This is a genomic window from Amycolatopsis camponoti (assembly GCF_902497555.1).
GTDB classification, from domain to species: Bacteria; Actinomycetota; Actinomycetes; order Mycobacteriales; family Pseudonocardiaceae; genus Amycolatopsis; species Amycolatopsis camponoti.
In genome coordinates, this window is the sequence record NZ_CABVGP010000001.1 from 3618208 (window position 1) to 3631961 (window position 13754).

Annotated in this window: 15 protein-coding genes; 7 read left to right on the plus strand and 8 right to left on the minus strand. The window is 71.7% G+C overall.

All coding sequences use genetic code 11. The features are described 5' to 3' along the window. Positions 1-10: 10 nt before the first annotated feature. Positions 11-937 carry a squalene cyclase gene (locus AA23TX_RS17105; RefSeq protein ID WP_155543493.1) on the minus strand — a complete coding sequence of 309 codons (927 nt, stop codon included), beginning with the start codon at positions 935-937 and terminating at the stop codon, positions 11-13. Then, positions 937-1443: a DinB family protein gene (locus AA23TX_RS17110; RefSeq protein ID WP_155543494.1), complete on the minus strand. Its 507-nt coding sequence runs from the start codon at positions 1441-1443 to the stop codon at positions 937-939. The genes AA23TX_RS17105 and AA23TX_RS17110 overlap by 1 nt, the downstream gene beginning before the upstream one ends. A gap of 53 nt (positions 1444-1496) precedes the next feature. On the opposite strand from AA23TX_RS17110, the gene AA23TX_RS17115 reads away from it, so the two are divergent. The 3 genes from AA23TX_RS17115 to AA23TX_RS17125 are packed head-to-tail and all read left to right on the plus strand — an operon-like array spanning position 1497 to position 4076. Continuing rightward, positions 1497-2576: an ATP-dependent DNA ligase gene (locus tag AA23TX_RS17115; protein ID WP_196425356.1), complete on the plus strand. Its 1080-nt coding sequence runs from the start codon at positions 1497-1499 to the stop codon at positions 2574-2576. Next, positions 2573-3577 carry a non-homologous end-joining DNA ligase gene (gene ligD, locus AA23TX_RS17120; protein ID WP_155543495.1) on the plus strand — a complete coding sequence of 335 codons (1005 nt, stop codon included), beginning with the start codon at positions 2573-2575 and terminating at the stop codon, positions 3575-3577. The genes AA23TX_RS17115 and ligD overlap by 4 nt, the downstream gene beginning before the upstream one ends. A gap of 1 nt (position 3578) precedes the next feature. Further along, on the plus strand, positions 3579-4076 hold the full coding sequence (locus AA23TX_RS17125) for a GNAT family N-acetyltransferase (protein WP_230862546.1): 498 nt from the start codon (positions 3579-3581) through the stop codon (positions 4074-4076). Here the strand turns inward: AA23TX_RS17125 and AA23TX_RS17130 are convergent. Then, positions 4049-4330 (minus strand): hypothetical protein, encoded by a 282-nt coding sequence (locus AA23TX_RS17130; RefSeq protein ID WP_155543496.1) that lies wholly within the window; start codon positions 4328-4330, stop codon positions 4049-4051. The two genes, AA23TX_RS17125 and AA23TX_RS17130, sit on opposite strands and share 28 nt — an antisense overlap. A gap of 67 nt (positions 4331-4397) precedes the next feature. Further along, a complete protein-coding gene (locus tag AA23TX_RS17135) occupies positions 4398-5396 on the minus strand; it encodes a CobW family GTP-binding protein (RefSeq protein WP_155543497.1) in 999 nt (332 codons plus the stop codon). A 417-nt stretch (positions 5397-5813) separates the two neighbouring features. Between AA23TX_RS17135 and AA23TX_RS17140 the strand changes: the two genes are divergently transcribed. The 3 genes from AA23TX_RS17140 to AA23TX_RS17150 all read left to right on the plus strand — a co-directional run bounded on the left by AA23TX_RS17140 (position 5814) and on the right by AA23TX_RS17150 (position 8967). After that, positions 5814-6980: a nitric oxide synthase oxygenase gene (locus AA23TX_RS17140; protein WP_277875395.1), complete on the plus strand. Its 1167-nt coding sequence runs from the start codon at positions 5814-5816 to the stop codon at positions 6978-6980. A gap of 110 nt (positions 6981-7090) precedes the next feature. Continuing rightward, positions 7091-7597 (plus strand): flavodoxin domain-containing protein, encoded by a 507-nt coding sequence (locus tag AA23TX_RS17145; protein ID WP_155543498.1) that lies wholly within the window; start codon positions 7091-7093, stop codon positions 7595-7597. Between the two features lie 77 nt (positions 7598-7674). Beyond that, on the plus strand, positions 7675-8967 hold the full coding sequence (locus AA23TX_RS17150) for an MFS transporter (protein ID WP_155543499.1): 1293 nt from the start codon (positions 7675-7677) through the stop codon (positions 8965-8967). 4 nt (positions 8968-8971) lie between these two features. Here AA23TX_RS17150 and AA23TX_RS17155 read toward each other — a convergent pair whose 3' ends face one another. Genes AA23TX_RS17155 through AA23TX_RS17165 form a run of 3 tightly spaced genes read right to left on the minus strand, consistent with a single transcriptional unit; the run spans position 8972 to position 11399 of the window. Next, positions 8972-9487, minus strand: a complete 516-nt coding sequence (locus AA23TX_RS17155; RefSeq protein ID WP_155543500.1) for an STAS domain-containing protein — start codon at positions 9485-9487, stop codon at positions 8972-8974. 43 nt (positions 9488-9530) lie between these two features. After that, complete coding sequence (locus AA23TX_RS17160; protein ID WP_155543501.1) at positions 9531-10190, minus strand: response regulator transcription factor; 660 nt, start codon at positions 10188-10190, stop codon at positions 9531-9533. Positions 10191-10199: 9 nt separating this feature from the next. Then, positions 10200-11399, minus strand: a complete 1200-nt coding sequence (locus AA23TX_RS17165) for a sensor histidine kinase (protein WP_196425357.1) — start codon at positions 11397-11399, stop codon at positions 10200-10202. 160 nt (positions 11400-11559) lie between these two features. On the opposite strand from AA23TX_RS17165, the gene AA23TX_RS17170 reads away from it, so the two are divergent. After that, on the plus strand, positions 11560-12168 hold the full coding sequence (locus AA23TX_RS17170; RefSeq protein WP_155543502.1) for a DUF4190 domain-containing protein: 609 nt from the start codon (positions 11560-11562) through the stop codon (positions 12166-12168). Positions 12169-12251: 83 nt separating this feature from the next. Here AA23TX_RS17170 and AA23TX_RS17175 read toward each other — a convergent pair whose 3' ends face one another. Continuing rightward, positions 12252-13736: a sialidase family protein gene (locus AA23TX_RS17175; protein WP_155543503.1), complete on the minus strand. Its 1485-nt coding sequence runs from the start codon at positions 13734-13736 to the stop codon at positions 12252-12254. Positions 13737-13754 lie beyond the last annotated feature (18 nt).

A 13754-nucleotide genomic window follows, 5' to 3' on the forward strand; every position in this document is an offset into this window, starting at 1 on the left:
ACACAGTTTCTCACTCACGAGCGTCCCACCAGTTCAGGACCCGGGTCGCCAGCAGCGTCAGCCACTTCGACGGCTCACCCGGCGGGACGTCCACGTCGAACCACACCCGGCCGGTGTGGCGCTCGGTCTGCAGCCACGTCCCGTCCGGCCTCCGCGCCGCGCGGATCAGCTCCATCGCCTCCGCCAGCCGCGGGTCGGGCCGGTTCGCGTCGCGGAAGTACGAAGCCGCGTTGAGCACGTCGTAGTACCACCGGATCGGGTACGAGAACTCGCTCACCCACGGCGCGATCGGCTCGCCCGTCGAAAGCCGCCGGAACAGCCTGCGCTCCAGCAGGTACTCCTCGCCCGACAGCCGCGCCGCGCGGGTGTCGGCCGTGCCTCCCGTCGCGGTTTCGAACGCGAGCAGGCCCTTCAGCGTGTTGAGTGTCGAGTGGACCGACGAGCGCGTCGACCCCTCGACCCACTCGCAGTTCCAGCCGCCGTCCGGCAGCCGGTGCGCGACGAACCAGTCGGCGATTCCCGAGACGTCCGCGCCGAGCCAGACGCCGTTCGCCAGCGTCCAGGCGTTGATGCAGCAGTCGACCTCGCCGTCCCAATAGGGCAGGTCTTCGTACTCCCACCGGCTGTTCTCGGCGAGCTTCGCCGCCGTTCCCCGCAGCGCCGAGGCGTCCAGTCCCCACTCGCGCAACGAGTTCAACGTCCACGTCGTCGCCGTCCAGGGCTGGGCCTCGCCGCCCTGGAAGCCGGCCGGGAAGAACGCGCCGCCCGCCCACTGGCCGTCGGGGTCCTGCAGCGCCAGCAACCGCGCGCCGAACCCCTCCGTGGCGACCCGGGCCCGCGTCGCCTCCCAGACCCGGGGCGGCTCGCCCGCCAAGTCCCGCTCCACCTGCCAGCGCAGGGCCGGGTCGGAGTCGCGCAGCCAGGCGAGCACGTCCATCAGGCCCCCGTGACGCCGTCGATCGCTTCGCGCAGGAAGTCGGCGTGGCCGTTGTGCCGCGCGTACTCGTGGATCATGTGCAGCATCACCAGCCGCAGCGAGACGTCCTCGCCCCAGCGCGCCTGGTGTCCCGTGACGTCCAGGGACTCGGCGGCCTCTTCGATCTTGCGGGATTGCTCCACTTCGGCCTGCCACGCTTCGAACGCCTCCGCGCGCGTCGAGGTGCTCGCGTCGTAGGCGGCCTGGAAGTCGCCCTCGGCCGACCACCGCAGCGGGATGTCCTCGGCGTTGATCACCCGCCGGAACCAGGTGCGCTCGACCTCGGCCATGTGCTTGACCAGGCCGAGCAAGGTCAGCGTGGACGGCGGGCTCGACGCCCGGCGGAGGTCCTCGTCGGACAGCCCGTCGCACTTCATGGCGAGGGTGGCGCGGTGGAAGTCGAGGAACGTGCGCAGCATTTCGCGCTCGTCCCCGACCAGGGGCGGTTCAGGGCGTTCGGTGGTCACCGACAGTGTGTATCACGCCCGGAAATGTCGTACCGGTGATTTAAGCTCACGCGGTGGACTTGCCCGTCATGCCGCCCGTGCGGCCGATGCTCGCGAAAGCCGTGCACGAGGTGCCTCGTGACCCGGGGCTGCTCTACGAGCCCAAGTGGGACGGCTTCCGCTGCGTCGTCTTCCGCGACGGCGACGAGATCGAGCTCGGCTCCCGCAACGACCGCCCGCTGACCCGCTACTTCCCGGAGCTGGTGGAGCTGCTGGCCGCCGCGCTGCCGCCCCGCTGCGTCGTGGACGGCGAGATCGTGCTGGTCACGCCCCAGGGGCTCGACTTCGAGGTGCTGCAGCTGCGGCTGCACCCGGCGGCCTCGCGCGTGCGCAAGCTGGCCGAGGAGACCCCGGCCAGCTTCATCGCGTTCGACCTGCTCGCCCTGGGCGACACCGACCTCACCGGGGAGCCGTTCCGCGAGCGGCGCAAGCAGCTGGAGAACGTCCTCGCCAGTAACGCCGAAGGCCTGCAGCGCGTCCACCTGACCCCGCTCAGCGACGATCCCGCGCAGGCCGAAGACTGGTTCACCCGGTTCGAGGGCGCGGGCTTCGACGGCGTCATGGCCAAGCCCGCCGACCTGCCGTACGAGCAGGACAAGCGCGTGATGCTCAAGGTCAAGCACGAGCGCACGGCCGACTGCGTCGTCACCGGGTTCCGCTGGCACAAGGACGGCGCCGGCGTCGGCTCGCTGCTGCTCGGCCTGTTCGACGACGAAGGCGTGCTGCACCACGTCGGCGTGGCCAGCAGCTTCACCAAGGCGCGGCGGGCCGAGCTGGTCGAGGAGCTGGCGCCGCTGCGCGAGAACGCCCTGGAGAACCACCCGTGGCGCAAGTGGGCCGAATACGAGCCCGAACCCGGCAGGCAACCGGGCGCGAACAGCCGCTGGGCGCCGCAGAAGGACCTCTCCTGGGAGGCGCTGCGCCCCGAGTGGGTGGCCGAGGTCCGCTACGAGCACCTGCAGGGCGGCCGGTTCCGCCACGGCGGGCGGCTGGTCCGGTTCCGGCCCGACCGCACCCCGGAGTCGTGCACGTACGCCCAGCTCGACGAGGCGCCGCCCGCCGAGCTCGCGAAGCTGTTCGGGGAGGCGAGATGAGCGAGGCGATGCTGCTCGACGTCGACGGCGTCGAGGTCAAGATCAGCAGCCCGGACAAGGTCTACTTCCCGGAGCGGGGCCAGACGAAGCGGGACCTCGTCGAGTACTACCGGGCGGTCTCCGGACCGCTGCTGGCCCGGCTCGGCGGCCGTCCGCTGCTGCTGGAGCGCTACCCGGACGGCGCGGGCGGCAAGAACTGGTTCCAGAAGCGCGTCCCGAAGGGCGCGCCGTCGTGGCTGACCACCACCGTCGTCTCGACGCCGAACGGCACGACGAGCGACGCACTGGTCGCCAAGGACCTGGCCCACATCCTGTGGGCGGTGAACCTGGGTTGCCTCGGCTTCCACGTCTGGCCGTACCTCGCCGACACGCCCGAGGTGACCGACGAGCTGCGCGTCGACCTCGACCCGTCGCCCGGCATCGGCTTCGACGACCTGCGCGAAGCGGCCCTACTGACCAGGGACTTCCTGGCCGAGCACGGCATCGAAGGTCACCTGAAGACGTCGGGCTCGCGAGGGCTGCACCTGTACGTGATGCTCGAGCCGCGCTGGGACAGCTTCCAGGTGCGGGCCGCGGCGGTCGCGCTGGCGCGGGCCCTGGAGCGGCGGCACCCGGAGAAGATCACCGCGCAGTGGTGGAAGGAAGAACGCGGCTCGCGCGTGTTCGTCGACTTCAACCAGAACGCGCCGCACAAGACCGTGTTCGGCACCTGGTGCGTGCGGCCGCGGGTGGGCGGCCAGGTGTCCACGCCGATCGGGTGGGACGAGCTGGACGGCGTCGAGCCCGACGCGTTCACCTTGAGCACGGTGCCGGCGCGCGTCGCCGAGCGCGGCGATCCGTGGGCCGGAGCGGGGGAGCGGCCGCAGTCGATCGCGCCGCTGCTGGAAATGTCCGAAGCGGACATGAAGAACGGGCTGATGGACGCGCCGTGGCCGCCGGTGTACCCGAAGATGCCGAACGAGCCGCCCCGGGTCGCGCCCAGCCGGGCGAAGAAGGCGTGAGGTGGCGACCGTCGCCGAATGCCCGGCCGACGACGGGTTCCTGCTGGCGCTGATGACGGCGATGACGGCCGAGCTGGTCGTGGTCTACGACCTGCCCCCGGACGCGCGCCCGCGGCCGCTGGACCCCGCGAGCCGCTACCTGCTGGCCCGCGACGGCGCACGGGCGATCGGGTGCTGCGCGGTGGAGCCGATTTCGCCGGGCTTGTACGAGCTGAAACGGATGTTCGTCGCCCCGGACGCGCGGGGGACCGGGGTGTCGAGCGCGCTGATCGCGGAGTCCGAACGGCTGGCCCGCAGTGGCGGGGGAGTGCGGCTGCGGCTGGAGACGGGCGTGCGGCAGCCGGCGGCGATGCGGCTGTACGAACGGGCCGGGTACCGGCGGGTGCCGAACTTCCCGCCGCACGAAGCCGATCCCGAGTCGGTTTGCTACGAGAAGGTGCTGCGCCCGGAAGAACGTCGCGAGGCAGGCGGTCAGACGTCGAGGTCCAGGGACAGCTGACCGAGATCGTCGCCGGCCGGCGCGAGCCGGACACCCGCCGGCGGCGCCGGAAGCGTCCGCACGCACGCCGGGCAGGGCGCGATCTCCGACGTCGTCAGGTCCACCGGCTTCCAGCTGCGGGACTCCTTCTCGCCGCACGCCGAACGGCGGTAGCGGAGGTCGCCGGAGCGGGTCATCACGTGGGCCAGCGGCACCTCTTCGGGCAGCACGCCGACCAGGTACCAGCGTGGTGCGCTCACCGCGGTGGTCGTCATGGCCGCCAGTCTCCGTCGCGCCCGGCGGAACCCTCCCGCATTTGCCGATCCTCGGCGTGGCGGGCGGTCAGTCCGGCAGGTACCGGGTGATGTACATCAGCCCGCGCTCGTCGAGCGCCGACGGGTCCGGGGCGACGCACCGGTCCAGGTCGGCCAGCACCGCGTCGGTGTCGAGACCCGCGCCGATCAGCACCAGCTCCGTGCGCCGCGGCGCGCCGTCCGGCCACGCCGACCGCTCGAGCTGCACGAAGCCGCCCACGGTGTGCAACCGGAAGCGTTCGCCCGCGGCGAAGTCCGCCTGGCCCTTCATCCGGTAGAGCCCGGCCGGCCGCCGCTCGAGGAACTCGACGAACGCCTTCGGCGCGAGCGGCGTCCCGGCCGTGAACGTCACCGTCTCGTAGCGCGCGTGCAGGTGCTCCGAGTGGTCGTCCTCGCGCAGGTCGTCGAACGACAGCTGGCCGAGGCGCTCGCCGCGGGGCTCGGGGTCGAAGAACAGCTTCGGGTCCACGCGCCCGTGCGAGGTGACCAGCAGCGGGCGGCCCGGCGCCAGCTCCTCGACCGTCGCGGTGACCTTGGCCAGCGCCCCCGCGGACACCCGGTCGGCCTTGTTCAGCACCACCAGGTCGGCCAGCCGCAGGTGGTCGGCCAGTTCGGGGTGCCGCTCGCGCGCGGCCTCGAACTCGGCGGCGTCCACGACCTCCGCGAGCCCGCCGTACCGGATGTCCGGGTTCTCGCTGGCGATCATCAGCCGGATCAGGTCGCGCGGCTCGGCGATGCCGCTGGCTTCGACGACGATGACGTCGATCCCCGCCTCGGCCGAGGAAAGCCGCGCCAGCATGGCGTCGAGCCCGGCGGCGTCGACCGCGCAGCACAGGCAGCCGTTGCCGAGCGAGACCATCGTGTCGACCTGGCCGGCGACGGCCAGCGCGTCGACGTTCACGCTGCCGAAGTCGTTGACGACGACGCCGACCCGGGCGCCCTCGCGGTTGGCGAGCAGGTGGTTGAGCAGCGTCGTCTTGCCCGCGCCGAGGAACCCGGCGACGAGGACCACGGGGATCTTGCGCACGAATCGACTTTACGTCGCGCGCGGGCGCGTCGATACACGGGGGAGCGCCGCCCGAGCAGGCCGTTCGCCGAATACCCTCGAAAAGACGAACAGGAATCGTCGAGAAAGGATCACTAAAGGCTTACCGTCCACTGTGATCGATTGACGAAGAATGCGCAGAGACATGTCCGGATAACGCTTGGTGACAGTTATTTTTGCGGCGTTTCCGCTGGCGGGAGCGGAAATCGCGGAGGCGCCGGGCCGTCGTTCACGTCCGGTGGATTGCGTTCGCGGGAACGTCGGGTACTCTCCCCGGCCTGGCCGGAGGTGCTGCTGTGGCAGTGACTTCCGGCCAGGCCCGTTGCCGGCGACCATCGGAGGAACGGTGAACCTTTCCGTCGGGACGCAGATCACGATTTCGGAGAGTGGGGTGACAGCGTGACGGTTACACCCGAGCGGGTGACGCCGGTGCTGCCGATCTACCAGCGGGTCTCGGAGGAGCAGATCTCCGATGGGTGCAGTGTCAATTCCGCGGCGGCAGAAGAATTCCTGGACCGGATGTTCGCCGAAGGCGCCGCCGAAGAAGGCGACCGCTTCGAGACCCGGCTGGCGGAGGTCCGCGCGGAAATCGCCGAAACGGGCACCTACCGGCACACCGCGGCCGAGCTGGCCTACGGCGCGCGCGTCGCGTGGCGCAACTCCGCCCGCTGCATCGGCCGGTTGTACTGGCACAGCCTCCGGATCCGCGACCGGCGCCGGGTGACCGACCCCGCCGCGATCGCCGGCGAGTGCGTCGCCCACCTCCGCCAGGCCACCCGCGGCGGGCGGATCCGGCCGACGATCACGGTGTTCGCCCCGGACGCGCCCGCCGCGCCCGGGCCGCGCATCCACAACGAACAGCTGATCCGGTACGCCGGGTACCGCCTCGAAGACGGTTCGGTGCTCGGCGACCCGCGCTACGCGGAGTTCACCGAGCAGGTGCGCGGACTCGGGTGGCGGCCACCGGAGCGAAGAGGCTCGTTCGACGTCCTCCCGCTGGTGATCGAGGCGGCCCCCGGCGACCCGCGGCTGTTCACGCTGCCCGCGGACGCCGTCCTGGAGGTCCCGCTGACCCACCCCGACCACCGCTGGTTCGCCGGGCTGGGGCTGCGCTGGCACGCGGTGCCGGCCATCAGCAACATGCCCCTGGAGATCGGCGGCGTCACCTACCCCGCCGCGCCGTTCAACGGCTGGTACCTCGGCTCCGAGATCGGCGCCCGGAACCTGGCCGACGAGCAGCGCTACGACCTGCTGCCGGTCATCGCCGAGCTGATGGGCCTCGACACCGCGTCCGAGCGGACGCTGTGGCGCGACCGGGCGCTGGTCGAGCTGACGCTCGCCGTGCAGCACTCGTTCGACGCGGCCGAGGTGACGATGGCCGACCACCACACCGAGTCGCGCCGGTTCCTGAACCACCTCGACCGCGAGGAGCGTTCCGGCCGCCGGTGCCCGGCCGACTGGAGCTGGATCGTCCCGCCGCTGTCGGGCGGCCAGACCCCGGTCTTCCACCGGTACTACGACCCGCCGGATCCCGACGAGCGACCGGCGTTCCTCTCACCGGACTGAGTCACCCGGGGAGGGCCGGAGACCACGGAGAGCAACGTGGGAGCGCCCGTATGGCGGATCGTGCCCGGCCCGTGCCGCACCAAGGCGCGACAAGGCCGACAATGGGACGCATGACCGCAGTCCTCGTCGCCTACGCCGGGCGTCACGGCGGAACCCGGCAGATCGCCGAGGTCATCGCCGCCGAGCTCGGCGAAGCCGGCCTGAGCGTGGACGTGCGCGATGCCGCCGACGTCGCGCACGTCGGCCACTACGCCGCGGTCGTCGTCGGCAGTGCCCTGTACTACCACCGGTGGCGGCCCGAAGCCGTGCGGTTGCTGGAACGCAACGCCCGGGCGCTCTCGGAGCGCCCGGTGTGGCTGTTCCACAGCGGACCGTGCGGCCCGGGCGCGGCCGGCCAGCAGGTCAGCCTGCCGGCGAACGTGGCGCTGCTCGCCGCGAGCATCGACGCGGAGCGCACTGCCACCTTCGGCGGCCGGCTCGACCCGGCGACCGTGCGCGGCCTGATCCCGCGGCTGATGGCGTCGGGGCAGCGCGCGGGCGACTTCCGCGACTGGGACCGGATCAAGGCGTGGGCCCGCGACGTCGGCCGCCGCGTCCGCACGCGCGTCGCGCTCTGACTCTTGCCCGCGCCCGTCGGTGGGTGCTAGACCAGCTCTGAGCTCTTCCGGTGAAGAACCGACGGGACGGGGCAAACGTGACGGATCAGGCGGCACCCGGGACAGGGAAGAAAGCGCTTACATCCGATCAGCGCAACGCGTTCCTCGCGGCGCTGCTCGGCTGGAGCATGGACTCGTTCGACTACTTCCTCGTCGTGTTCGTCCTCGCCGACATCGCGAAGGACAAGTCGTTCGGCGCGACGGCGACGCAGCTGGCGTTCATCACCACGGCGACCCTGGTGATGCGCCCGGTCGGGGCCCTGCTGTTCGGCCTCTGGGCCGACCGGGTCGGGCGGCGGATCCCGCTGATCGCCGACGTCCTCCTGTATTCGCTGGCCGGCCTGCTGTGCGCGTTCGCCCCGAACTTCACCGTCCTGCTGATCCTGCGGTTCGTCTACGGCGTCGGCATGGGCGGCGAGTGGGGTCTCGGCGCGGCGCTCGCGATGGAGAAGATCCCGGTGGCGCGCCGCGGGTTCTTCTCCGGTCTGCTGCAGGTCGGCTACTCGATCGGGTACCTGCTCGCCGCGCTCGCCTACCTGCTGTTCCACTCGGCCCTCGAGCTCGAGTGGCGCTGGATCTTCGTGCTGAGCATCTTCCCGGCGCTGATCACCCTGCTGATCCGATCGCGGGTCCGCGAGTCGGAGGTCTGGGAGAGCACGCGGGAGAAGCTGCGGGTGACTCGGACGTCGGTCAAGGACGTGCTGCTGAACCCGAAGGTGATCCGCCGGTTCGGCTACCTCATCCTGCTGATGACGGCGTTCAACTGGATGAGCCACGGCACCCAGGACGTCTACCCGAGCTTCCTCAAGGCCCACGACGACGGCGGGGCCGGCCTCAGCGCGACGACGAGCACGTGGATCGCGGTGCTCTACAACGTCGGCGCGATCATCGGCGGCCTGACGTTCGGCACCCTGTCGGAACGACTGGGCCGCCGCCGGACCATCGTGACGGCCGCGGTGCTCGGCCTGCCGGTGATCCCGATCTTCGCGTTCGACCACGGCGCCGGGATGCTGGCGCTGGGTTCGTTCCTGATGCAGATCATGGTGCAGGGCGCGTGGGGCGTGATCCCGGCGCACCTGACGGAGATGTCGCCGGACGCCATCCGCGGCTTCTACCCGGGCGTGACCTACCAGCTGGGCAACCTGCTCGCGGCGCTGAACCTGCCGATCCAGCAGGCGATCGCGGAGTCGCACGGGTACAGCTCCGCTCTCGTGTGGACAGTGGTGCCCGGGCTGATCGCGGTCGCCGTCCTCACCGCGATCGGCAAGGAGGCCAAGGGAATCCGGTTCGGCGAGTCGGCGGTGGCGACGGCACCGGCGGGCTCGAAGTAGGTCGTCAGCGGAGCGTCTTGAGCCGGTCCAGGAGATCGAGCCACTCGACCGCGTCGGCCGTCGTGGCGTGCAACTGCAGCGCGTCGCCCAGTCCCAGCGCGTCGATCGCCCGGCGCACCACCGGCACGCACCCGACGATCGCGAACGGGACGCCGGCCGCGCGGGCGTCCCCGGTCGCTTCGAGCAGCACCGCCAGGCCGCGGGCGGAGCAGTGGGCCGCGCCGGTCAGGTCGAGGACGAGGGCCCGCGGCGCCAGGCCGATCTCCTCGGTGAGCCGGGAGCGCAGCCGGCGGCTGCCGGTCAGGTCGAGCTCGCCGCCGACGGCCAGGACGCTGACGGCGGCGGTCGTCGTCACCACCAGCTCCATCACCGGCTCTTCGTGCCGGCTCTCGAAATGGCGGGCCATCAGCGCGTCGATGTCCAGGCCGGGCGGGTAGGGCACGGCGTCGATTTCCCGCGCCCACGCGCGCAACGCCGCCAGCACCTCGCGGTGCCGTGCGTCGTCTTCGGGCCAGGTCATACCGGTTACATCGCTCGAGGGGCCCCGGGCGCAACAGCCGCGGTCAGGGTGTGACGAGACCCGCTTCGTAGGCGAAGATCGTCAACTGCACGCGGTTGCTCACGTCGAGCTTGGCGAACGTCCGGGTGATGTGCGTTTTGACCGTCGCTTCGCTCAAGAACAGCTCCGCCGCGATGTCGGCGTTCGGCTTGCCCTGGGCGACCGCCGTCACGACCTCGCGTTCGCGGTTGCTGAGCAGGTCCAGTTTCGTCTGGGCGCGGGCCCGCCGCGGGTTGACGCGCGCGGCCACGAACTGGCCGATCAGCTGCTTCGTCGTGCGTGGTGAGAGCATCGCGTCGCCGTTCGCGACCACCCGGACGGCCTCGATGATCTCCTGCGGCGAGCCTTCCTTGAGCAGGAATCCGCTGGCACCGGCCGCGAGCGCTTCGAAGACGTACTCGTCGAGGTCGAACGTCGTCAGGATCAGCACCTTCGGCGCCCGCGGTTGGGCGAGCACCGCCGCCGTCGCGGCGAGGCCGTTCATCCGGCGCATCCGGATGTCCATGACCACGACGTCCGGGGCGTGCCGCGCGACCTGCTGCACGGCTTCGTCGCCGTCACCCGCCTGCGCGACGACTTCCAGATCGGGGGTGCTGCCGAGGATCATCGACAGTCCGGTGCGGACCAGCGGATCGTCGTCGACGAGCAGTACGCGCACGCTCACCCGCCCATGCTAGGGCGCGGCCGGCACCCACGGCAGCGAGGCCCGCAGCACGAACGTCCGTTCGTCCACCGGACCCGCGGCGAGGGTGCCGCCGAGCAGCGAGATCCGCTCGTTGACGCCGGTGAGCCCGGTGCCGGACCCGGGCGAGGGCACCGGCTGCGGCGGCAGCGCGTTGGCCACCTCGATCAGCAGCCCGGCGCCCGGGGCGCCGCGCACCGACACCTCCGCGGGCGCTCCCGGCGCGTGCCGCAGGACGTTGGTGAGCGCCTCCTGCAGGATCCGGTAGGCGGCCGTGCCGAGCGGGGCCGGCGCCGAGGCGGCCTGGTCGAGCAGGACGGTGAGGTTGACGGCGAGCCCGGCCTGCCGGGCGCCGGTGACCAGGTCCGGGAGGTCGGCGAGCGTCGGCTGGGGTGGCGCCGCGGGCCCGCCGGCGGGCCGGTCGGCCAAGCCCGGACCCCGCAGCACGCCGATCACCTGGCGCAGGTCGTCGAGCGACTGCCGGGCGGTGGTCCGCACGGTCTTGGCCGCCTCCGCCGTGTCCGGGGCGGTGCCGCTGGTGACCTCGAGCGCGCCCGCCTGCAGCGAGAGCAGCGACAGCCGGTGGCCCAGGACGTCGTGCATCTCGCGGGCGATCCGCGCCTGCTCCTCGCGGCGCGCGACCTGGTCGCGCAGGGCCGCCTGCTCGGCGCCGCGCCGCCGCGTCTCGGCCATGCTGTGGCGGACGATCCCGAGGGTCAGCGGGACCGCCGTGTACACGGCCGCGGTGAGGATGATCCCGGTCAGCATGGCGCCGGCCGTCTCCGTCGAGATCCAGGCCTCGGACAGCGACAGCTCCGCGTCCCGGCCGACGTCGCGCCACACCGCGAGCCCGGTCGCGGCGAACACGAGGGTCGCCGCGCTCCAGCGCCACCAGCCGGTGAAGTACGTCGCCAGCGCGGCGAGGGCGATCAGCGCGGCCAGCGAGTCCGCGCGCAGCAGCAGCGGCGGCACGATCGCGATCCCGGTGACGACCAGCGGCCAGCGGTGCCGCCAGACGAGCATGATCGCCGCGCCGATCCCGAGGAACCAGCCGAGGAGCGCACCCACCGTCGGGTGGACGTCGTCGCTGCCGGCCACGCTGACCTCCAGCGACACGTTCACGATCCCGGTCACCACGCTCACGGCGACCGCGAGCACGGTGCACACCACCCCCAGCACGGACCGTCCCATGGGCAGAAGAGTACGGGCGTCCCCTTCCTCCGTTCCGCCGGTTCACGGGGTTCGCGATGACGACTTTCGTCGTAGGCGCATCGAGGCCCGCGGATGACGCGCGGAGGGCCGCGACGCTGGTTACCTCACTCGCCGTCAGCACAGGCGAAAGGAAACCCCGATGACCGACCACACCCCGCTCCAGCAGTACCCGGCCCCGCAGGCCGCTCCGCCGCGCAACGGCGTCGGCACGGCGGGTTTCGTCCTCGGCCTCGTCGGGCTGGTGTTCTCGCCGATCCCGTTCGTCGGGGTCGTCGCCTGGCCGCTGGTGGTGCTCGGCCTGATCCTGTCGGCGGTCGGCGTCGCCCGGGTGCGGGCCGGGAAGGCCACCAACAAGGGACTCTCGATCGCCGGCGTCGTCGTCTCGATCCTCGGGCTCGTGGTGAGCATCTTGTGGGTGGTGGTGATCGGCAAGGCCATCAGCGACGTGAACGACCAGGCCACCCAGCACCACACGGTCGTCTACGAGGTGACCGGGGACGCGCCGTCGGCCACCGTCGTCTACAGCACGTTCGACCAGCACACCATCCTGATCGACACCGAGCCGTCGGTGCCGGTGCCGTGGACGAAGACCGTCGAGGCGACGGGGTTCCTCGAAGGCGCCCAGTTCGCCGCGACCACCGGACCCGACGGCGGCTCGATCACGTGCAAGGTCGTCGTCGACGGCAAGCAGACGAAGACGGCGACCGCGTCCGGTCCCGCCGCGGTCGCCAGCTGCACCGGCTTCTGAAACCTCCGTGCCGCCCGGTCGAGGGGGCCGGGCGGCGCGGACGAGGGTGGGACCCGGCCAGGGGGCGGGTCCCACCCCTTGGGTCAGCTGCAGTGTTCGAAGCCGCTTTCGTAAGCGACCCCGCCGGCGGAACCGCCCCACTTGACGCACTTGTCCGCCGCGGCGGCCGAGACCGGGCCGGCGAAGTAGGAGAAGGCGCCGGAGTCCGTGGCCCGTGCCGAGCCCTGCACCTCGAGGAAGGCCGAGGTCTGCGTGGCCGTGCCCGCCGACGCGCTCTTCATCGTGCTGACGCAGTTCTTCCCGTTGGCGGCGTTGTAGGACAGGTACGCCGTGCCTGCCGTGCCCAGCGGCTGCTGGTCGATCACGCTGTAGCCGCCCCCGCAGGCCGGGGCGCCGAGCGCGGCTTCGGTGACCGTGGCGTAGCGGATCGTGTCGTTGGCGTGGGACTCCGGGCCCGCTTCGAACAGCACGCCGACCGACGACTGCGACAGCTGCACCATGTCCGAGTAGGCCGCGTCCTGGCCCCACACGAGCAGGCTGCCGGCGGTGCCGGTCCAGTTGGCGCCCTCGTCGAAGGAGGAGTGGACCCGCAGTTCCTTGCGACGGTCGCAAGTGGACGGTGCGGCGAAGACGATCCGGTCGTACTTGCCGCCGGTGTCGGTGGCGCTCATCCGGGCCGTCGACCCCTCCACGGTCGGCGCGACGAGGTCGGTGGCGAAGGAGAACTTCGTGCTGAAGGTCGCGCCGCCGTCGGAGCTGATCGCGTACGCCCGGTTGTGCGTCCCGTCCAGCAGGCACTTGTCGCCGTCGTTCGCCTGGTTGCGCGCGGCGGCGTAGACCCGGCCGTCGGCCAGCTCGGTGACGCTGATCTCCTGCGGGTTCATCGTGCTCGCGGTGGGCTTGTCGGTCGCCCCGAGGTGCCAGGTGGAGCCGTTGTCGTCGCTGTAGACCAGCGCCCCGATGTTCGAATAGCTCATACCGGCGACGAGCCGTCCCTTGTGCGCACCGCGGGTGAGCACGATCCCGTGCGACGGCCCGGTCGCCAGCCAGCCCGGCGCTGCGGCGAAGCCGAGCTCGGTGGTCAGCACGCGCGGCGCGCCCCACGTCTTCCCGTTGTCCTCGCTGAGGGACACGCGCGGCACGCGGCCGCAGTCGGGGTTCGTGTAGCACTGCATGGTCGAGAGCAGCACGACCCGGTTGCTGCCCGGGATGACGATCGGGGCCGGGTTGCCCTTGGTGTCCCCGTTGGCCTTGATGACGGTCTGCAGCGCGCTCCACGTCTTGCCACCGTCGGTGGAGCGCTTCATGACGAGATCGATGGCGCCGAGGTCGTTGCAGAAGCCGGCACCGTCGTTGCGGCCCTCGGCGAACGCGAGCAGCGCGCCGTCGTTCGCCTTGACGATGGTGGGGATGCGGTAACAGTCGTGTCCTTCGGTGTTCTTGGTGAACACCAAGGTGCTGGCGACGTCGGCTTGCGCGGTCGCGGTGCCGACGGCCGCCGGGACGGCGACGGCGGCGCACCCCAGCAGCCCGGCCAGCAGGCCTCTGGCGATCCGGGTGATCTTCACGGGTTTCTCCCTACAGAT

Coding starts and splice junctions, on each gene's coding strand:
- AA23TX_RS17130 (WP_155543496.1), bottom strand. CDS start 4,330: ATGACGACCACCGCGGTGAGCGCACCACGCTGGTACCTGGTCGGCGTG.
- AA23TX_RS17165 (WP_196425357.1), bottom strand. CDS start 11,399: ATGGGACGGTCCGTGCTGGGGGTGGTGTGCACCGTGCTCGCGGTCGCC.
- AA23TX_RS17145 (WP_155543498.1), top strand. CDS start 7,091: ATGACCGCAGTCCTCGTCGCCTACGCCGGGCGTCACGGCGGAACCCGG.
- AA23TX_RS17105 (WP_155543493.1), bottom strand. CDS start 937: ATGGACGTGCTCGCCTGGCTGCGCGACTCCGACCCGGCCCTGCGCTGG.
- ligD (WP_155543495.1), top strand. CDS start 2,573: ATGAGCGAGGCGATGCTGCTCGACGTCGACGGCGTCGAGGTCAAGATC.
- AA23TX_RS17170 (WP_155543502.1), top strand. CDS start 11,560: ATGACCGACCACACCCCGCTCCAGCAGTACCCGGCCCCGCAGGCCGCT.
- AA23TX_RS17155 (WP_155543500.1), bottom strand. CDS start 9,487: ATGACCTGGCCCGAAGACGACGCACGGCACCGCGAGGTGCTGGCGGCG.